The sequence below is a fragment of the uncultured Lamprocystis sp. genome (assembly GCF_903933125.1).
Taxonomy (GTDB): domain Bacteria; phylum Pseudomonadota; class Gammaproteobacteria; order Chromatiales; family Chromatiaceae; genus Thiodictyon.
This window is the reverse complement of the sequence record NZ_CAIZIZ010000519.1, coordinates 1-19628: the sequence shown is the minus strand read 5'-3', so window position 1 is coordinate 19628 and position 19628 is coordinate 1. Positions and strand designations below refer to the sequence as shown.

At 65.5% G+C, this 19628-nt stretch carries 17 protein-coding genes; 13 read left to right on the top strand and 4 right to left on the bottom strand.

The window, feature by feature from the left end:
* The first annotated feature begins 359 nt into the window (after positions 1–359).
* The 7 genes from QZY03_RS28465 to QZY03_RS28435 all read left to right on the top strand — a co-directional run bounded on the left by QZY03_RS28465 (position 360) and on the right by QZY03_RS28435 (position 9256).
* Positions 360–1316, top strand: coding sequence for a MoxR family ATPase (locus QZY03_RS28465; protein WP_295587198.1), 957 nt, complete (start codon positions 360–362; stop codon positions 1314–1316).
* 236 nt (positions 1317–1552) lie between these two features.
* Positions 1553–2470 (top strand): DUF58 domain-containing protein, encoded by a 918-nt coding sequence (locus QZY03_RS28460; protein WP_295587196.1) that lies wholly within the window; start codon positions 1553–1555, stop codon positions 2468–2470.
* Positions 2470–3009 carry a DUF4381 domain-containing protein gene (locus QZY03_RS28455; protein WP_295587194.1) on the top strand — a complete coding sequence of 180 codons (540 nt, stop codon included), beginning with the start codon at positions 2470–2472 and terminating at the stop codon, positions 3007–3009. The genes QZY03_RS28460 and QZY03_RS28455 overlap by 1 nt, the downstream gene beginning before the upstream one ends.
* Entirely contained in the window at positions 3002–4036 is a 1035-nt protein-coding gene (locus tag QZY03_RS28450) for a VWA domain-containing protein (protein ID WP_295587192.1), read from the top strand. The genes QZY03_RS28455 and QZY03_RS28450 overlap by 8 nt, the downstream gene beginning before the upstream one ends.
* Positions 4037–4251: 215 nt before the next feature.
* Positions 4252–5274, top strand: coding sequence for a VWA domain-containing protein (locus tag QZY03_RS28445; protein ID WP_295587190.1), 1023 nt, complete (start codon positions 4252–4254; stop codon positions 5272–5274).
* The gene (locus tag QZY03_RS28440; protein WP_295587189.1) at positions 5271–7232 is read left to right on the top strand and encodes a hypothetical protein; all 1962 of its coding nucleotides are present in this window, start codon (positions 5271–5273) and stop codon (positions 7230–7232) included. The genes QZY03_RS28445 and QZY03_RS28440 overlap by 4 nt, the downstream gene beginning before the upstream one ends.
* A gap of 272 nt (positions 7233–7504) precedes the next feature.
* A complete protein-coding gene (locus QZY03_RS28435; protein ID WP_295587187.1) occupies positions 7505–9256 on the top strand; it encodes a BatD family protein in 1752 nt (583 codons plus the stop codon).
* A gap of 4 nt (positions 9257–9260) precedes the next feature.
* Here the strand turns inward: QZY03_RS28435 and QZY03_RS28430 are convergent, their stop codons facing one another.
* Complete coding sequence (locus QZY03_RS28430) at positions 9261–10787, bottom strand: aminotransferase class V-fold PLP-dependent enzyme (RefSeq protein WP_295587185.1); 1527 nt, start codon at positions 10785–10787, stop codon at positions 9261–9263.
* 361 nt (positions 10788–11148) lie between these two features.
* Here QZY03_RS28430 and QZY03_RS28425 point away from each other — a divergent pair, with 361 nt between their 5' ends.
* The 6 genes from QZY03_RS28425 to QZY03_RS28400 all read left to right on the top strand — a co-directional run bounded on the left by QZY03_RS28425 (position 11149) and on the right by QZY03_RS28400 (position 16053).
* Positions 11149–11532: a DUF6394 family protein gene (locus QZY03_RS28425; RefSeq protein WP_295587183.1), complete on the top strand. Its 384-nt coding sequence runs from the start codon at positions 11149–11151 to the stop codon at positions 11530–11532.
* 63 nt (positions 11533–11595) lie between these two features.
* A complete protein-coding gene (locus QZY03_RS28420) occupies positions 11596–13335 on the top strand; it encodes a TrkA family potassium uptake protein (RefSeq protein ID WP_295587181.1) in 1740 nt (579 codons plus the stop codon).
* Between the two features lie 163 nt (positions 13336–13498).
* Complete coding sequence (locus tag QZY03_RS28415; protein ID WP_295587179.1) at positions 13499–14044, top strand: hemerythrin domain-containing protein; 546 nt, start codon at positions 13499–13501, stop codon at positions 14042–14044.
* Positions 14041–14187, top strand: coding sequence for a hypothetical protein (locus tag QZY03_RS28410; protein WP_295587177.1), 147 nt, complete (start codon positions 14041–14043; stop codon positions 14185–14187). The genes QZY03_RS28415 and QZY03_RS28410 overlap by 4 nt, the downstream gene beginning before the upstream one ends.
* Before the next feature lie 82 nt (positions 14188–14269).
* Entirely contained in the window at positions 14270–15367 is a 1098-nt protein-coding gene (gene hemH / locus QZY03_RS28405; RefSeq protein ID WP_295587175.1) for a ferrochelatase, read from the top strand.
* Positions 15368–15438: 71 nt separating this feature from the next.
* Positions 15439–16053 carry an NAD(P)-dependent oxidoreductase gene (locus QZY03_RS28400; RefSeq protein ID WP_295587173.1) on the top strand — a complete coding sequence of 205 codons (615 nt, stop codon included), beginning with the start codon at positions 15439–15441 and terminating at the stop codon, positions 16051–16053.
* Positions 16054–16473: 420 nt separating this feature from the next.
* Here the strand turns inward: QZY03_RS28400 and trpE are convergent, their stop codons facing one another.
* The 3 genes from trpE to rpe are packed head-to-tail and all read right to left on the bottom strand — an operon-like array spanning position 16474 to position 19373.
* Positions 16474–17964, bottom strand: coding sequence for an anthranilate synthase component I (gene trpE / locus QZY03_RS28395; RefSeq protein ID WP_295587171.1), 1491 nt, complete (start codon positions 17962–17964; stop codon positions 16474–16476).
* Positions 17965–17973: 9 nt separating this feature from the next.
* The gene (locus tag QZY03_RS28390) at positions 17974–18648 is read right to left on the bottom strand and encodes a phosphoglycolate phosphatase (protein ID WP_295587170.1); all 675 of its coding nucleotides are present in this window, start codon (positions 18646–18648) and stop codon (positions 17974–17976) included.
* Positions 18649–18680: 32 nt separating this feature from the next.
* Positions 18681–19373: a ribulose-phosphate 3-epimerase gene (rpe, locus tag QZY03_RS28385; protein WP_295587168.1), complete on the bottom strand. Its 693-nt coding sequence runs from the start codon at positions 19371–19373 to the stop codon at positions 18681–18683.
* Positions 19374–19628: the final 255 nt, after the last annotated feature.

Here is a 19628-nt window from a genome sequence, read left to right as displayed (position 1 = left end):
CGCCGCGATGCGGTGCCGCGGTGACCGCGAACGCTGCGGCTGCACGCCCGGCCCCATCGCGGCGGGACGCCGCTCCCACGGGGTCGCTGCGGGACTTTCACGGTCAGCCTCGGCCTCCGCTTGCGGACAGGCCGCGGTTGGCCGAAACGATGCTGGAGGCCGCGTCGACCGGAGTCATGCCTGATAAACATTTTAGATAGATGCATAAAAACAACGTCATTCGCTGTTGCCGACACAGGCTTGCACTCGCCGCGGAAAAGCCCCAGCATTCCGGGGGAGGATCCACCGGCTGGAGCGCCGGCGGCAAATAACAGGCTCGCACGCACGGGCCGCGCACCACCGGACCGGGTATCTCCAGCATGACCCCTGCCGATCTCAAGCCCGTTCGCGACCATATTGCCTCCCGCATCATTGGTCAGCAGTCGTTCGTCGACAGTATGCTTATCTGTCTGCTCAGCGACGGCCATCTCCTGGTGGAAGGAATGCCCGGTCTGGCCAAGACCACCGCGGTCAAGGCCCTCGCGGAGGCCCTGGAGGGCGATTTCCATCGCATCCAGTTCACCCCCGACCTGCTGCCCTCCGACCTCATCGGCACGGATATCTATCGTCACGACAAGGGCGAATTCGAATTCCGTCAAGGCCCATTGTTCCATAACATGCTGCTCGCCGATGAGGTCAACCGGGCGCCGGCCAAGGTGCAGTCGGCCCTGCTGGAGGCCATGGCCGAGCACCAGATTACGGTGGGCCAGCGCACCTATCCCTTGCCGCAGTTGTTCATGGTGCTGGCCACGCAAAATCCGGTGGAGCAGGAAGGGACCTACCATCTGCCCGAGGCGCAACTCGACCGGTTTTTGATGCAGGCGGTGGTGACCTACCCGACGCGTGAGGATGAACTGAAGATCCTGGATCTCGACAGCGGGCAGCAACAGCAGCCCGCCGCCCCGCCGGCCACACGGCTGAGCCAGGCGGAGCTGTTTGCCATGCGCCGTGACGTGGCCAATCTGTACCTGGACCCCAAGCTCCATCACTATATCGTCGATTTGGTTCAGGCCACCCGCTCGCCCCAGCGCTATGACGCGGATCTGGGCCGCTGGTGCCGGTTCGGCGCCTCACCGCGCGCCAGTATCGCACTGGCCCGCTGCGCCCGGGCCCGGGCCTGGCTGGATGGCGACAGCTTCGCGGCGCCGCACCATATCCAAGCCGTGGCCCCGGAGATCCTGCGCCATCGCCTGCTGCTCACTTTCGAGGCCGAGGCCGAGGGCATCACCACCGACGCGTTCATCAACCGGCTGTTGAATCTTGTCGCAATACCCTAGGTCGGGCGGATGGCGAGGGGGTACCGCGTTCTAAACGTTAAACACGACGGCCTGGAAAGTCGCGCAGCGACTCTGTGGGAGCGGCGTCCCGCCGCGCCGGGGCCGGGCGCGTAGCCGCGGCGCTGGAGGTTTCTGCTGCACCGCATCGCGGCGGGACGCCGCTCCCACAAGGTCCCGGCCGGAACGCTGATCAAGGCCAACACGACCACAACGATTGTAATTTCTGACGCGTTACTATGAGCCTCCACCCCCGTCTCGACGATCTGCTGGAACTGCGGCACCAGGCCCATACGCTGGGGCTGTCGTCCCATCATCTGGTCAATTCCAGCTTCGCCGGGCTTTATGCCTCGGTGTTTCGCGGGGCCGGGGTGAACTTCGAGGAGGTCCGCGATTACCGGGAGGGTGACGACATCCGCTATATGGATTGGAAGGTCACGGCCCGCACCGATCGGCCGCACCTGAAGATCTTCCGTGAGGAGCGGGAGCGCAGCGTCATGCTCTGCCTGGACAAGGGGCCGCATATGGATTTCGGCACCCGCGGGACCTTCAAGTCGGTTCAGGCCGCGCGCGCCGCGGCGCTGATCGGCTGGGCCGCAAGCCGACTCAACGACCGCGTGGGCGGTCTGGTGTTCGGCGACCCGCGCGCCGGGCTGCAACATTTCCGCCCGTCGCGCGGACGCCGCGCACTCTGGCAACTGCTGCGCACGCTGACCGAACCGGGCAGCGCACCGGACGCTTCGGTGGACTGCCTGGCCGGGGCCTTGAAGCGCGCCACCACCGGGCTGCCCACCGGATCGTTGGTCTTCGTCATCGCCGACCTCAATCGTGAGGTGATGGGTCTGGAGCGTGTCCTGGGTGACCTGACTCAGCGCAATTCGGTGGTGCTGATTCCGGTGGATGATCCGGCCGACCGGGAGATACCGGCCATGGGGGTGGTCACCTTTACCGGCACCGACGGCCGCCTGATCGAGATCGACACCGCGGACACCCAAGCCCAACGCGCTTTCCGACGGGCGTGGGAGGAGCGGCGCGACCTGCTCCAGGCCATCGCCCATCGGCTGCACATCATCCTGCTGCCGGTGCGTACCGATGAGGAGATTCATCTGACGCTGATCCGCGCACTGGAACAGCGCGCCCGGTCGCGGGGCGTCTGATGGAAACCGACCTGATACCGGCGCTGGACCGACTGCGCGATATCCACGGCATCGCCGGCGTGCCCTGGTGGCCCCCGGCCCCCGGCTGGTGGCTGCTGCTCGGTGCCGGCCTGCTGCTCGGGCTGGCGGCCTGGCGCTGGCGGACGCTCCTGACGCTGCGCCTCCCGATCCCCGGCATCACGCTGGGCACCTGGCGCTGGGCCGCCGCTGCCGCGCTGCGCGGCCTGCGCCGCCGCGTCCGCGGCGGGGCCGATGCCAAAGCGGCCTTGGGCGAACTCTCCGAACTGCTGCGGCGCATCGCCATGGCCCGACTGGGGCGACCCGCCTGCGCCGGACTGACCGGGGAGACCTGGCTCGCCTGGCTGGCGGCCCATGACCCCGCGGGCTTTCCCTGGACCGAGCACGGGCGACTCCTGCTGGCCGCACCCTATGCGCCGAGCGTCCAGGCGGGGCCGACACAACTGCTGACCCTGATCGATGCCGTCTACGCCTGGGTCGCCGCGCCCGCCGCAACCCGGCCGGAGTCCGGCCGTGTTTGAGTTCCACTGGCCCTGGGCGGCCGTCCTGCTCCCCCTGCCGCTGCTGCTGCGCTATGCCTGGCCGCTGCGGCCGGATCAGGCGGACGAGGAACACCTGGAAGGGCAGCGCCAGACCCTGCTGCATCCGCGTCTGGACGCGCTGCAAGCGGCCTATCCGATCCGCCGACCGCGGCTGGCGATCGGCGGCTGGGTGCACCGGTCACTCCTGGCGCTGCTGTGGATCGGCCTGATCGCCGCCGTGATGCGCCCGCAGTGGCTCACTCCCTATACCGAGATCAGCAGTCCGGGCTATGACCTGATGCTGGCGGTGGACGCCTCACACTCCATGGATGCCCTGGACTTCACCGTCCAGGGGCGTCAAGTCACCCGCATGCAAGTCGTCAAGGGGGTCCTGGGGCGATTCATCGAACAGCGCGAGGGTGATCGCATCGGGCTCATCATCTTCGGCAGCCAGTCGTTCGTCCTCTCCCCCTTGACGCTGGACCGGCACGCCGTGCAGCAGTTGCTCGATGGCGTGGTCGCCAGCATCGCCGGTCAGGGGACCGCACTCGGGGATGCCGTCGCCCTGGGCGTTAAGAAGCTGCGTGAGCGTCCCCCGCAGTCGCGGGTGCTGATCCTGATCGCCGACGGCGACAACTCGGCCGGCGGCTTCGCGCCCATCGAGGCGGCGCGTCTGGCCCGTCAGACCGAAGTGCGCATTTACGTGATCGGCGTGGGCAGCACCCAGGAGCAGATTCCCATTGCCGAGGACGGCGTGATCAAATACCGCGACGATCTCACCATGAATGAGGCGACGCTGGAGGAGATCGCCAAGATCACCGGCGGGGCCTATTTCCGCGCCACCGATACCCGCGCCCTGGAGGAGATCTCCACCCGCGTCGGCCAATTGGAGAAGACCGAGGCGCAGGCACGCACGGCCTTCATCCCCGCGCCCCTGTTCCGCTGGCCCCTGGGGCTGGCCATGCTCGCGCTGCTGGGCCTGGGGCTCTTCCCCGAAGGACGCAAGCGTTTCGTGCGGGGGCCTTGATCACGGTTCCGGCCAGCATCGGCAGGAATGAGGTCTTAGCGAGCGATCCGGAACAGCAAGGCGAACACGAAACAAATACATTTAGACAGGATTAACAAGATTTACAAGATGTTATTAATTTGCAATCTTGTAAATCTTGTTAATCCTGTCAAGAAATTTCGAAACGACAACGATTATTAACTTGTTCTTGACTCCTTACCAAGCGGCCATATGCGATGAATGAAGCAGGTTTCAACTTCGCCCAACCGGCCTGGTTCTGGGGGCTGCTCGTCATCCTTCCGGTGGCGCTCTGGTTGGTGCGCAGCGGCGCGCGGGCCGCGCGCGGACCGGTGCACCGGTATGCCGACGCGCACCTGCTGCCTCATCTCACCGGCACCCGCGACCTCGAAACGCGCGAGCGCTGGGGGCGTTTCCTGCGGTGGTGTCTGCTGTGGACCCTGCTGCTCGCGGCCATGGCCGGACCGCGCTGGGACGCCGCCGACGTGCGGCTGTTCCACCCCGGTAACAACCTGCTGGTGCTCCTGGACATCTCGCGCTCCATGCAGGCGGATGACGTGACCCCCACCCGGCTCGGACGCGCCCGCCAGGAAGTGCAGGACCTGATCGTGCAGAACCGGGAGGTGCGGCTCGGGCTGATTGCTTTTGCCTCGGTGCCCCATGTGATCGCACCCATCACCGAGGATACCCAGACCATCCTGAACAGCCTGCCGGCCCTGTCCACCGATCTCGCGACCCTTCAGGGCAGTCGGCTGTCACTGGCCCTGGACCGGGCCGCGACCCTGTTGGCCGGGCTGTCGGCGGAGAGCGCCCGTTCGATCCTGCTGATCACCGATGGGGACTTCGACGAGCCCGATCTCAACCCGCGTATTCAGGCCCTGGCCGCCGCCGGCATCCGCCTGCATGTGCTGGGGATCGGCAGCCCCGAAGGGGCGCGGGTGCCCGGTTACCGCGGCGCCTTCATCACCGACCGCACCGGTGCCGCGGTGATCTCCCGGCTCAATGAGCCCCTGCTCGAATCACTGGCCCAGTCGGGCGGCGGCCTCTACCGGCGCGCGGACTTCCGTGACGCGGATACCCGCGCCCTGCTCGAGGCCGCCGCCGTCATGCGCGTTCCCCCGGAAGCGGGGGATCAGCGGACCCGGGTATGGAACGAACGTTATTGGATCCCGGTGCTGTTGCTCGCCGCACTCTTGCTGCCCCAGTTCCGCGGTCAACCGCGACGGAAGTCTCAGGCATGAACCGGACGACACGCAACGGCCGTCATCAGGATCCGGCCAAGACCTGGGGCGCGCGTCCCCTGACGCCGGCCCTGAAGCTGGCTCTGATCGGGGCCTTGGTTCCAACGGCTGCCGCCCATGGCGGCTGGTTCAAGAACACCGAGCAAGCGGCACTCGATCACTTCAAGGACGGCGACTATCAAGCCGCCGCGGACGGGTTTTCCGATCCCTACCGCCGCGGTGTCGCGCTCTACCGCGCCCGTCGCTTCGCGGACGCGGCCCAGGCCTTTCAGGAGGCGGTGCCGGGCGGAGATGCCCAATCGGCCCGTTACAACCTGGGTAATGCCCGCTTCCAACTGGGGGATTACACCGGAGCCGCGCTTGCCTACGAGCACGTGTTGAGCGCCGAACCGACCGACGATGACGCGGCCCACAACCTGGCGCTCGCCCGCGCCATGCTCGCACGCCTGGAGCAGCGCGCCTATGAGCGCCGGGACGAGAAGCCGAAGCCTGAACCGAAGAAAGAACAGCCGGAGCAGGAGCGGCAGGCCCAGACGCAGCAGCAGGACGAACAGCAGCAGGGACAGCAGGAACAAAAAGATCAGCAGCAACAGGGTCAGCAAGCACAGCAGAACCAGCAACAGCAAGGCGACCAACAACAGGATCAGCAACAACAAGGCAAGCAAGAGCAGAAGGACCAGCAACAGCAAGGCAAGCAAGAGCAAAAGGACCAGCAACAACAAGGCAAGCAAGAGCAGAAGGACCAGCAACAGCAAGGCAAGCAAGAGCAGAAGGACCAGCAACAGCAAGGCGGGCAAGAGCCAAAGGGTCAGCAGGAGGATCAGCAGCAATCCGGCGGCACGTCCGGGCAACAGGAGAGCGCGGGCCAGTCCGGCAAGACCGCCGCCGCGGACGGCACCGCGGGCAAAGACGAACCGCAGGGAAAGGGCACCGAACAGACCAAGACCGCGACCGGCCAGGGGGGCGACGCATCCGCCGAGGAGCAATCGCCGGGCGGATCACGGGCGGCGTCGACTGGCCAGGATGCCGGTCGCGACCAGGACCGCTCCAAGGAACCGGATCAAAAGCAGGGTCAGGCGCAGGGCCGGAAGAAAACGGACGACGCGAAAGCAGGGGATGATCAGACCCGTCAGGATGCGGAAGCCGGAGGGTCCGACACCCGAGAACAATCGCCTGAGGCGGCGGGACAAGCGGCGGGCGAACCGGATCGAGGCACCACGGCCAAGGCCGACCGGCAACCCGGTAAAGACGAAGGCGGCAAGGAGCCGGATGAGGGTGAGGGTGAGGGTGAGGGCAAGCAGCCGGACGATCGCCGGGAGGCCGACGGCGTCGCCGCGGGTGACCGCAAACCCGATCAATCGGTCGATGAGCCGGGCGGAACAGCGGACGGCGACGATGACGGCAAGCAACCGGACACCCGCAGGGACAACCAGGGCGACGCCGAGGCCGGCCGGACACCCGAGACTCAGGGCGGTCAGGATGCAAGTGAGGGCCAGGGCCGGCGACCGGATGACCGCGGCAAGCGCACCGGCCAAGCCGAGGCGCCCGAGCGGCAGGACCAGCCCGGTGAGCAGACCGACCCCGCGGACCAGTCATCCACAGAGGGTCGCGACCCGGCCGGCCAGCAGCCGGCCGCGGGCCAGGGCACGCGACCGGCCGGCAAGCCTGACATGGCCATGCCCGACGCCCCGCGTCCGGACGAGCAAACCGCTGCGATCGACCAGTTCGACCAGCAAAGCCGGCAACCCATGACTGAATTGCCGCCGGAGGCCCGACTCGGCGACGCCCCGGCGCTGGGCGGTCAACAAGCGATGGGGCCGGGCATGGCGGTCATGGAGCAACGGCTGCGACAGGTCGAGGGCGACCCGACGCTGCTGATCGGCAACCAGTTCAAGCTCGAAGAGCAACGTCTGATGCAAGCGGCGGGCGGTCCACTGCGGGAGAGTCGGCCTTGGTAACAGCAACACCCGATCGCGCCCGACACAACCCGATCAGCAATTCCAAGTTTGAGCGGCATCTCGCGACCCCTGGTGGATGCGGCGCGCGCGACCGACATACCGGATCCCTGACACCGAGCGGCGCGCCTTATCCACCCTACAACGGAGCCGGTTTCGTAGGGTGGATAAGCGCAGCGCATCCACCATCAGCCTCACCGCCGGCACGCTGCCGGCAGCGGCCACCCAATTGTGGAGTTGCCGCACCCCGATCGGCCGCCGCGCCGGGGGTCACCATGAGACTCGGACTCGGACTCGGACTCTGGCTTCTGTGGTCCACCGCATTCGGCTGGACCCCCTATGGCCCCTACGGCGCTCCGCCGGCCGGCGCCCCGGCGCCGGCACCCGCGGGCCAGTGGACTCCACCCCAAATCCAGGGCCAACCCTGGCAGTTCCGCCCGACCCCGCCGGATAACTCCAGGGGGGCACCGCCGACCTACCCCATGCCGCCCCAAGGCCCGCTGCCGGGACCAGCGCCCTATGGGTTACCGGGTCAGATCCCGCGCCCGCCGTCCGGCCCCTATCCCGGACCGGCGCCGGGTCAAGGCTATCAGCCCAATTGGCCCGGCGGTTACGCTGCGCCCTCGGCGCCGACTCAGCGCACCCTGCGACCGCCCAGATTGGAATGGTCGCTCGACGCGTCCCAGCCCTATGTCCAGGAAAACCTGTTGCTGCGGCTGGATCTGATCAGCCCGGATGAACTGACGACCGCCGATCCGGATCTCGCCGGACAAGACGCGGTCCTGCTGCAAAAGCTCGCGGGGCCGACCACCAGCACCCGCGGCAGCGGTGACAGCCGCGAACTGGTCACTCAATTCTGGCTGGTACTCACCCCGCTGCGCGCCGGTGATCTCACCTTGCCGCCGCCGAAGATCACCGGGATGCGCCCCGGCAACTACGGCGCTCCCGAGCGCTACGAGGCTGTCGGCACCAGCCCGATCGCACTCCAGGTCCGCCCGGCGATGGCCACGGTGCACCCCTGGCTGCCGCTGCGCTCACTCAGTCTCAATGCCGTCTTCGACCGGCCCGAGCGGGTCGAACCCGGCCAGCCGGTGACGCTGGTGCTGGAGAGCACGGCCGCGGGCGGGCTCGCCGCCCAACTCCCGAATCTCGAGGAACAACTGGTCAGCCCGGATTTTCGCATCTATCGCGAACAGACACTCAGCGCCAACACCCTGTCGAAGGACGGCCGCCAACTGACGGCAACGCGTACCGAGTACTACACCCTGGTGCCCCAGGGCGGCGGCACCCTGCGCCTGCCCGAGATCAAGGTTCCCTGGTGGAATCTGGAGACCGGGTCGCGCCAGGTCGCCACCCTGCCGATCCGTACCCTGAGTATCGAAGGCGCCACCGGCCCCTTGGGGCTGGCCGTCTCGCTCATTGATGCCGGCGCCGGTTGGTCCAGGGTCTGGCTGCCGATCACCGGCATCCTGTTAGTCCTCGCCGGTTATTGGATCGGGGTCCTGTATCAGCGGCGCCTGCCCGGCGTTGGCCTGAACACCAGACTGCGCTCCTGGTCATCGCAGACCATCGACCGCTCGATGAACGGCAGCACCCGTCTCCTGAAACGGCTGGACCCGACGCACCTGGCGGCCCGCGCCAAGGCGGCGGCCATCAGACGCTTACCGGAGAGCAGCCGCCTGCTGATGTGCGTGCGTGACGCCCATCGGGCGCGCGACCCGGTCGCCTGGAGTGAGCGTTTCGAGCGGTCCGCCCGACACCTCCTGCACGCTCCCGACCAGGGCGGCGCCCCCAACCTCACTGAACGCATCCTGACCCTGCGCCCGCGTGCGGACCGTACCCGACTGACCCGGTTGATGCACGAACTGGATCGCGCGCTCTACGGCCGCCAGCCGCTCGACTTCGCGCGCTGGAAACGCGACTTCATGCGGCAGGTCGGCCGTACCCCCAACCTCATTCGTCCACGTCGCCCCGAAACCCGCATCCGCCGCGCCGCCTTGCCGGCGCTCAATCCGGGCGGGGCTTGATCGATCAAAGTTGCGGCAAACCGCTGCGGTTGACCTGATTGACCAGACGCGCGAAGACATGGTCGATCTCCGCGTCGTTGTTATACACGGCATGGGTGGCGATCCGGAATCCCACCCGGTCGTCCGCCGGGACGCGCTGATTGCTGCGCCAGGTGACGGAGCGGATGTAGATCTTCGGCGTCTCCAAGGCCAGATTGCTCAGGATGGCATTGATGGCGCTGTTCATGGTCGCGAAGCTCGCCCCGCTATCCTTGGCCGCGAAGGGGTTGAAGGACGTGAGTGCAGTGGCGAAGCGGTCGTCGGGGTTGTCCTGGACCCAGAGTGCTTCCGGCCCCCATTGGGAAACGATCAGACCCTTGAGATAGTTGCCGAGAGCAAGGGCGCGCGCGTAGATGTCCTCAATGCCGATCTGGGAGAAGAAAGACAGTGAATCGGTCATCGCATAGAGCGCGGTGACATTGTACTCACCGCGCATCTGCATATAGAGGGCGGGGCTCCAGTTACGGCTTTGATTCAGAACGCTGGGTGCGACGAAGGGATTGCCGTAGATAAAGAAATTCCCCATCGCGAAGGGCGGCAGCGGGTGGGCCGACGCATCCGAGGTGCGCACATAGCAAATACCCGTGCCGGGGCCGCCGCACAGCCACTTGTGGCCGGCTCCGACGATGAAGTCCGCCCCATAGGCATGGCAGTCGATCGGCAGCATACCCCAGCCGTGGGCGCTGTCGATGATCGAAAAGGCGCCGTAACTCCGTGCGAGTGCACACAACTCCGGCACCGGGAGGCGCAGACCGTTCTTGTAGAAAATCTCCGAGATGGCGAGATATTGTTTTTTTCCATCGCCCATGGGCACACGCAGGGCGGCATCGAACCAGTCGAGCACGTCATCGACCGTGATGTCGGCCGTGAAATTGGACGGGATGTCGATCATCTCGACCGCCACGCCGTGGTAGTCGCGCGCCCAGGCGATGGGGCCGGCCAGAGCCGGATGCTCGAAACTGGTGGTGATGATGCGGTCACCGGGCTGCCAGGGGGTACCGGCGAAAATCAGGTTGCACGCATCGGTGGTGTTGTAGCTCAGGACGATCTCGTCGGCATTGGCCCCATAGGTATTGGCGACCAACAACTGGCGGGCACCGGTGGCGGAGGGCAGAACGGGGAAGAGGTCAGGGAAGTCCGCCGCCAGGTTCAGCGACCAATCCCGCGGATCCCGGCTCTTGTAGCTGTTGTAAACCGCGAGGTTGTTCTGCACGAACTCGGGCTGGGAACCGGTGGTCCCGGTGTTCATATGGATGTAGTCATCCGCAAGCGCGAACGCCTTGCGGACCTTTTTCCAGTATTTCTCGGTGCCGGGCGTCGCGTTGATGGCGGGAGGCGCCAGGAGCTCGCGGCCGAACTGTCCAGGCGCACTGGACTGGCCGGCAAAAACCTCGCGCGACCCAACCAGGCCGGCGGCCACCGTCGCCGACGCAAACCCTTTCAGAAAGCCGCGGCGATCGATGCCGGCACCGTTGTTGTCGCGTTTTGTCATGGAGAGACTCCGACTGAATTGGGCACATCCGCGCGGAGACTGCGCCGATCCGGGCGTCTGCCGCAGCCGATGCGAGATGACGGTCACTCCGCCCTGCTGGTTGGGAACCGTCGCTGACGCCAGGCCGGACCCGAGTGCGGACGCGGCACGCCGTTCGTCCGGAGCTTATGCAATGTCCTGATCAGACGTTGTGATCAGCGTCAAGCATTGGCGAAACGTCGTCGAACGGTCATGCGGACGGACCGAGGGCAGGACGGGCCGACGCGAGATCCAACCGTTCGTCGTTGCGTGGGCGTTGCCTTTTGCCTGCCGTCCGTCACAATAGCGACAGGCATTGCGCCGCCGTCACCCGGAGCCCCCCATGAACCCAGAGAAGGTCGTTTTCGGCTTTTTCATCGTGTTGTCCCTGACCCTGAACTTCGGATTCGTGATCGGCGACATCGACGATCCGTCACACCACCACCCGTGGGAGTTCTTCGCGGTGATCGTGGTGAACCTGATCGCGACGGTGCTCAAGTTCGGCGACCGCTCACAGTTGGGCGCACTCTTGCTCGCCACCAGCCTGGTGGCCATGCTGCAGCTCATGGCAGCGGCCCTGGTGTGGGTCATGGCAGCCTACGCAAGCGGCGTTGGCATGACCTCTTCGACCATGGCCAGCATCGTCTCACTGGCAGCAGGAGCGCTGATTGCCAACGTGATCTCGGTCATCTTGCTGGTGATCGAAACCTTCCTGTTGCGGCGCTAGCCCGGCGTTTGCGCCGCCAACCCGCTGCACGCCGAAACCCAGCAAGCGCGTACGGGATTCACCATGGACAGCATCGTTTTTCTCATCATGCGGCGCATGCGTGCGCCGCTGATCATGCTGATCGTCAGTTATGCCGTGGCGATCATGGGTCTCGTCCTGATACCGGCCCAAGACTCGGCCGGCAACCCCGTACCGATGGGGTTTTTCCACGCCTTTTATGTCGTCGCCTACACCTCGACGACCATTGGCTTCGGCGAGATCCCCCACCCCTTTACCGATGCCCAGCGGCTGTGGGTCTCCTTCGTGATCTTCGGGACCGTGGCGATCTGGATCTATGCCGCGGGCGCACTGATCGCTTTGTTGCAGGAGCCGACCTTTCGCCGTGCCCGCGCCGAAAGCCGCTTGCGCGCCCGGGTGGCGCACCTGCGCGATCCCTTTTATCTGGTGTGCGGTTACGGTCAGACCGGCGGCGCCCTGGTCAAGGCACTCACTGACCGTCATCAGCACGCCGTGGTCATCGACAGTGACCAGGAGCGCATCAGCCTGCTGGCGCTGGAGAATCATCGCGAGTACGTACCGGCGCTGTGCGCCGATGCGCGCCGGCCGTCGAATCTGCTGGCGGCGGGTCTCGATCACCCCTTCTGCCAGGGGGTGGTGGCGGTCAGCAACGTCAACGAAACGAACCTCAAGATCGCCATTGCCGCCAAACTCCTGCGCCCGCGGATCAAAGTGATTTGCCGTGCCGACTCCCATGAGGTGGAGGCCAACATGGCCTCCTTCGGTACCGACCATATCTACGACCCCTTCGATGCCTTCGCACTCTATCTGGCCATCGCCCTGGAAGCGCCCTGCATGACCCTGCTCTGGGACTGGCTCACGGGCGAGAGCGACGAGCCACTCACCGAGCCGCTCTATCCGCCGGTCAAGGGGCTCTGGGTAATCTGCGGCTTTGGGCGATTCGGCAAGGCCCTGTACCGGCATCTCAAGGATCAGGGCCTGGACCTGATGGTCGTGGACGCCAAACCCCATCTCACCGGAATTCCGGGCGCGGGAGTGGTGCAGGGCCGCGGGACCGAGGCCGCGACCCTGGAGCTGGCACATATCGACCGCGCCGTGGCCTTGGTGGCCGGGACGGATGATGACGCCACCAACCTGTCGATCATCATGACCGCGCTGCAACTGAATCGGGATCTGTTCGTGGTCGCCCGCAAGAACCATCTCGACAATCAGGAACTGTTCGATCGGGTCGGGGCCCAGGTGGTAATGCACCCGAGCATCATCATTGCCGACGGCATCCGCGTGCGTCTGACCTTGCCGCTGCTCTGGGAATTCATCCACTACTCCCGGTTCCAGGAGGATGCCTGGGCCTGTGCGCTGATCAGCCGGATCAGCGCCGTACTCCAGGATCAGGTTCCCCAGGTGTGGCAGATCGAGATCAACAACGAACAAGCCGGCGCGGTGATGGCAGAGGAAGAGTGCGCCGCCGCGCTCACCATCGACCACCTGATCACCGATCCGCGAGACCGGGAGCGGCGGCTGGCGGTCATCCCGCTGCTGCTGGAGCACAACGACGAGCGCCGACTCCTCCCCGCCTTGACCGACCGGGTCCGCAAGGGCGATCAGTTGCTGTTCTGTGGTCGGGAGGGCGCACGCGGCAGCATGGACTGGACCTTGATCGACCGCCATGCACTGCGTTACGTGGTCACCGGCGAGGACGGCCCGGACGGCTGGGTCTGGCGCCAACTCGCACGGCGGCGCAAGCGCCGGGAGCGCCGACGCGGCGCCGAAGAGGCCGCTGCGTGAGCAGCGCCGACGTCCAATCATGTTGGCTCCCTTGGCAAGGCGGATCCGATGCCCTATTAAGAGGTCTTGGAGCGGGATTGGCCGTCTCCCGGCCGATCCAATCGCCCCGTGCCGACCCCGCCGTGTGGGCCGGCCGGACCTGTCAACTCGGAGGAATGTGCCCATGCACCCGGTAATGACCCGACTCAACCAGGATCATACCCGTCTCGCGAGCCTGCTCGACCTGCTCGCCGCCCTGCTCGACCGCTTTCACGCGGGCGAGGAGCCCGACTACGAACTGATCAGCGAGATGCTCGAGTACCTGGAGAGCTATTCGGATACGATCCATCATCCCACGGAGGATCTGATCTACCGGCGCGCACTGGATAAAGGTCTCCAGAACCGTGATATTTTTGAGGTACTCCTGCGCCAGCACGGGGTTCTCAACCAACTGAACAAACGCTTCCGCCGCTCGCTGGAGGGCATCGTCAACGAGGAGGTCCTGCGTCGCGACGAGGTGGAGACCCAGGGCCGGGAGTTGGTCCACACGTTACGAGAGCACCAGGCACTCGAGGACACGGAAGCCTTTCCAATCGCGCTGGAGCGGCTCGACCAGGCGGACTGGGACGCCGTGGACGCGCTCGCGCCGCGGGCCGATGACCCGGTCTTCGGCACCCCGGACCCCCAGCGCTTCCGTGCCCTTTTCCAGCACCTCAAGAATCAGGCTTGAGGGCTTGCGCCGCAGTGATGGAACTGGATGCGAATACGCGCTGTTACTGTTTGCGCCGGGTGAATCCGTTCCTGGGGGTGATCGACGATCGCCTGCTCAAGCAGGCGCGGGTCGAGGCCAGCCTTCGGCGAGCCGCGGCTTGAATCAGCATCTGACCGCGACGATCTCCATGGTCCCCGCTGGGCCGGGACCGACGCAGTCGGGTCACGTGAGTGAGATGGAACGATGATCTATATCAACAACCCGGACCTGCGCCACGACACCCCCGAACGCCTGGGCGTGCTGCTCGTCAATCTGGGCACCCCCGACGCCCCTACGGCCCCGGCCGTGCGCCGTTATCTGGCGCAGTTCCTCTGGGATCCGCGGGTGGTCGAATTGCCGCGGCTGGTCTGGTGGTTGATCCTGCACGGTGTCATCCTGCGGGTGCGCCCGCCGCGCACCGCTCAAGCCTATCAGGCGGTGTGGACCGCGGAGGGCTCGCCTTTGCTGGCGATCGCCAAACGTCAGGCCAATGCGGTCCAGGAGGCACTGAATGCCCGTCTCCCCGGGCCGGTGCGCGTGGCCCTGGGGATGCGCTACGGCAACCCCTCGATCCCGAGCGCCCTGGCCCAACTGCGCGCGGCCAATGTGCGACGCCTGCTGGTGCTGCCGCTCTACCCGCAGTATTCGGCCACCACCACGGCCTCCACCTTCGACGCGGTCAGCTGTGAACTCTCGACCTGGCGTCTGCTGCCGGAAATGCGGTTCGTCAACCAGTATCACGACGACCCCGGATACATCACCGCCCTGGTTTCGAGTATCCGGGCGTATTGGGGCCAGCACGGCGAGCCTGAGCGGCTCCTGTTTTCGTTCCATGGCATCCCCATGGATTATTTCCTCAACGGCGACCCCTACCACTGCCAGTGTCAAAAAACCGCGCGTCTGGTCGTCGAACAATTGGGGCTGACGGCGGAGCGCTGGCTCCTGTCTTTCCAATCCCGGTTTGGTGTCCAGGAATGGCTGCGCCCCTACACCGACGAGACCCTCAAAGCGTGGGGCAGTGCCGGTGTGCGCTCGATCCAGGTCATCTCACCGGGGTTTTCGGCGGATTGCCTGGAGACTATCGAGGAAATCTCGGTGGAGAACCGGGATTACTTTCTGCAGGCCGGCGGCCAGTCCTACGGCTACATTCCCTGTCTCAACGATCGACCGGAACACATCGAGATGCTGGCGGGTCTGGTCGAGCGGCATTGCGCGGGATGGCCCGAGTTGACGCCCGCCGCGGATGCGACGACGCTCTCCGGGCGGCTGGAGCGGGCCCGGGAAATGGGGGCGGCGGCCTGAGCGGTGGATGCATTCGCGCCATGATGCGGGTAAAGAATCTCGCAACAGCATCGAAACAACGGAACACCATTATGAAAATCGCACTCTTCGGTGCCACCGGCGGAACCGGACAACAGGTGCTGACGCAGGCCCTCGAACAGGGTCACACAGTCCAGGCACTCGCCCGCAACCCCGCGAATTTGAAAACAGAGCCGGGGCGGTTGACCGTCATCGTCGGTGACGTACTCAACCCCGCCCAGGTCGCTGCCTGCATTGAAGGAACTGATGCGGTTATCTGTGTCCTGGGGACGCGGCCGGGGGGTGCACCCATCGAGGCGCTCGGCACGGCCGTGATTCTCGGGGCAATGCAGGCACAGGGCGTGCGGCGGTTGATCGCCGTCACCTCCATGGGTGTGGGCGACAGCAAGGATCAGGTGCCCCTGTTCTTCAAAGTGCTGATGCAACTCGCGCTGAAAAAGGTGATGGCCGCCAAGGAGGAGCAGGAACGCCTGATCCGGGCCAGCGGACTGGACTGGACCATCGTGCGCCCGGGCGGGCTGACCGATGGCCCCAAGACCGGCAACTACCGCAGCGGCCTGGACAAATCGCTCACCGCCGCCCGACTCTCCCGCGCCGACGTTGCCGACTTCGTACTCCAGCAACTCGGCGACGCGCGCTTTCTACACCAGACGCCGGCTGTCACCTAAAGCAAATAGCCTTCGTAACTGATATCCAGACAGACCTTCGTGTAGCAGCAGTTCCAAATTTGGGTAGCCGCCGCCAAAAAGCGTGTCGGCAGCGAGGCCGATGGTGGATGCGCTGCGCTTATCCACCCTACGAAACCGGCTCCGTTGTAGGGTGGATAAGGCGCGCCGCTCGGTAGTAGGGACTCGGCACGGCGGTCGCGCGCGCCGCATCCACCAGAGGTCGCGTGGTGCCGCCCAAATTTGGAATTGCTGTTCGTGTAGGGGCGGGTTTGAAACCCACCCCTACGTCCGGTTATCACGTCCGACGGCTATACCACCCACATCGGCTCGGATGTAGGTGCGACTTCAGTCGCACCGATTCGGACGCAGGTGCGACTGAAGTCGCACCTACATTGACCGGTAAAATTATCGGGAATCTCCTCAGCAGTCGACACTGTTGCGGTCGATCCCCGCCTCCGCCAGGGACACGGCGCGGAAGATAGCGCGGCCCTTGTTCATGGTCTCCTGCCATTCGAGTTCCGGCACCGAGTCGGCCACAATGCCGGCGCCGGCCTGGATGTGCAGGATGCCGTCCTTGATGACGGCGGTACGAATAGCGATGGCGGTGTCCATGTTGCCGTTCCAGCCCAGATAGCCCACGGCGCCGGAGTAGATGCCGCGCTTGACCGGTTCCAATTCGTCGATGATCTCCATGGCGCGGATTTTGGGAGCACCCGAGACGGTGCCGGCGGGGAAGGTGGCGCGCAACACGTCCATGGCGGTCAGCCCATCAGCGAGTGTCCCGACCACGTTGGAGACGATGTGCATGACGTGCGAGTAGCGCTCGACGATCATGCGGTCGGTCACCCGCACGCTGCCGACCGCGGCCACCCGGCCGGTGTCGTTGCGGCCCAGGTCGATCAGCATCAGGTGCTCGGCCAGTTCCTTGGGGTCGGCGAGCAGTTCGACTTCCAGCGCCTTGTCCTCGGCCTCGCTGTCGCCGCGACGGCGCGTGCCGGCGATGGGTCTGACCGTGACCACGCCGTCCTCCAACCGGGTGAGGATCTCAGGGGAAGAGCCGACGATCTGGAATCCGTCCAAATCCAGAAAATACATATAGGGCGAAGGATTGAGTCCGCGTAACGCGCGGTACAGGTCCAACGGCCGGGCCTGGAAGGGGATCGAGAGCCGCTGGGACAACACCACCTGCATACAGTCCCCTTCAAGGATGTAGGCTTTGATGCGGTCGACCGCCGACTCGAAACCGTCCTGGGTGAAGCCGGAAACGAAGTCGCCCTCATGGACCCGGCGCGTGTCTTCCGCGGGACGGCGGGGGGCGCCACGCTGCATGCGTCCGATCAGCTCACGCATCCGCGCCTGGCCCGACTCCAGGGTGTCGCCCGCGGTGGGGTCCAGGTGTAGGATGATGTACATCCGCCCGCTCAGATTGTCGAAGACCACCACCTCATCCGAGACCATGAGCAAACAGTCCGGGGTACCGAGTTGGTCCGGGTTGGGACAGTGGGCGAGTTTCGGCTCGATGTAGCGGATGGTGTCATAGCCGAAATAGCCGACCAGACCGCCGGTGAAGCGCGGCAGACCTTGATGGACCGCCACCCGGAAGCGCGCCTGGAAGGCGCTGATCCAGGCCAGTGGGTCGGCTGTCTCGACCGACTCGATGAGCGCTCCGTCGCGCTCGACCTGAATCCGGGTCCCGGTCACCTTGAGCACGGTGCGGCAGGGCAGTCCGATGATCGAATAGCGGCCCCATTTCTCGCCGCCCTGCACGGACTCGAAGAGATAGGAGTACCGACCTTCGGCGAGCTTGAGATAGACGCTCAACGGGGTGTCGAGATCCGCCAGGACCTCACAGACGAGCGGAATACGGTTGTGGCCCTGGTCGGCCAGGGCAGCGAATACGTCGGGGGTCATCGGGGTCTCCTAAGCCGCCCCGGCCACAAGCCCTTTGAGTTCAGCCAGCGAGTCGATGACCCCGTCCGGGTGGGCCTCACGGATATCCTGTCCGTGGTTGTAGCCATAGCTCGTGCAGATGATGCTGAAACCGGCCGCGCGCGCCGCCTTCACATCACTCACCGAGTCGCCGATCATCAGCGACTCCGCGGGGTCGACGCCGAAGTGCCGGGCGGTATGGAGCAAGGGCAGCGGATGCGGCTTCTTTTCCGGCAGGGTATCACCGCTGACGACAATGCCGAAATCGTCCAGGACCCCGAGGTCTTTGAGCAGGGGCAGGGTGAATTGCGCGGCCTTGTTGGTCACACAGCCGAGCGGATAACCGGCGTCGCGCAGATAGTCGAGACCTTCACGCACGCCGGGATACAGCATCGAACGCCCGGAGGTGTTCTCACTGTACAGCTCAAGGAAGAGCGGATAGGCAAGGGCGTAATCGGCGTCCGGCGGCTCGCCGTCCAGTTCCCCGGTCAGTGCCCGCCGCACCAGACGCTCCACCCCGTTGCCGACCCAGTTGCGCACCGCCGCCGCGCCGCGGGGCGGGCGCCCCAGCCGGACCATCATTTCATCAACGCAATAGGCCAGATCCGGAACACTGTCGACCAGTGTCCCGTCCAGATCAATCAAAATCATCTTGGGGCGCAGCATCCGGTCAGGACTCCTGGCGAATCGATGCGGCGTCAGCCGCTTACCGCCGCCAGCGCTTCGCGCATCTGGCGGATGATGGTGTCGTAACGGTGGGGGTCGCCGTCGCGCGGCTTGCCGAAGATACCGGAGCCGGAGACGAAGGTGTCGGCACCGGCGGCCTTGATCTCGGCGATGTTGTCGGCCTTCACCCCGCCATCGACCTCCAGACGGATCGCCAATCCGGAGTCATCAATCAGTTTTCGGACCTGCCGCAGCTTGTCGAGCGCCGCGGGGATGAAGCTCTGACCGCCGAAACCCGGATTGACCGACATGAGCAGGATCATGTCGACCTTATCCAACACATAGTCGAGATAGGACAGGGGTGTGGCGGGATTGAACACCAGACCAGCCTTGCAACCCTCGGCATGGATCAGTTGCAGGGTGCGATCGATGTGTTCGCTGGCTTCCGGATGGAACGTGATGTAGGTCGCGCCGGCCGCCGCGAAGTCCGGGATGATGCGGTCCACCGGCTTGACCATCAGATGCACATCAATGGGCGCCGTGACCCCATGTTTACGCAGGGCCTCGCAAATCAGCGGACCGATGGTCAGATTCGGCACATAGTGGTTGTCCATGACGTCGAAGTGGACGATGTCCGCCCCGGCGGCGAGCACGTTGTCGACATCTTCCCCGAGCTTGGCGAAGTTCGCGGAGAGGATGGAGGGTGCAATCAGATCAGGCGCCATGGTTACCCCGAAGTATTTCACCGGCCGAGCTGTGACTGCGTCGGCCGCGGTTGAGATCCGGCAAGCGCCTCACTCTACCGCAAGCGCCGAAGATTTTCACTCGGGTCAACCCGCCGCCAGCCCTGAAGCATAACCCTGCCGCCGACCGACATCGGGCATCGTCGGCGCCGGTCGGCGCTGGCGTTGGCCATTGCGGCATGGGTTTGACCTCACCAGGGAGGCAACGGGACGCCCGGGCGGGTACCGGAAGGGTGG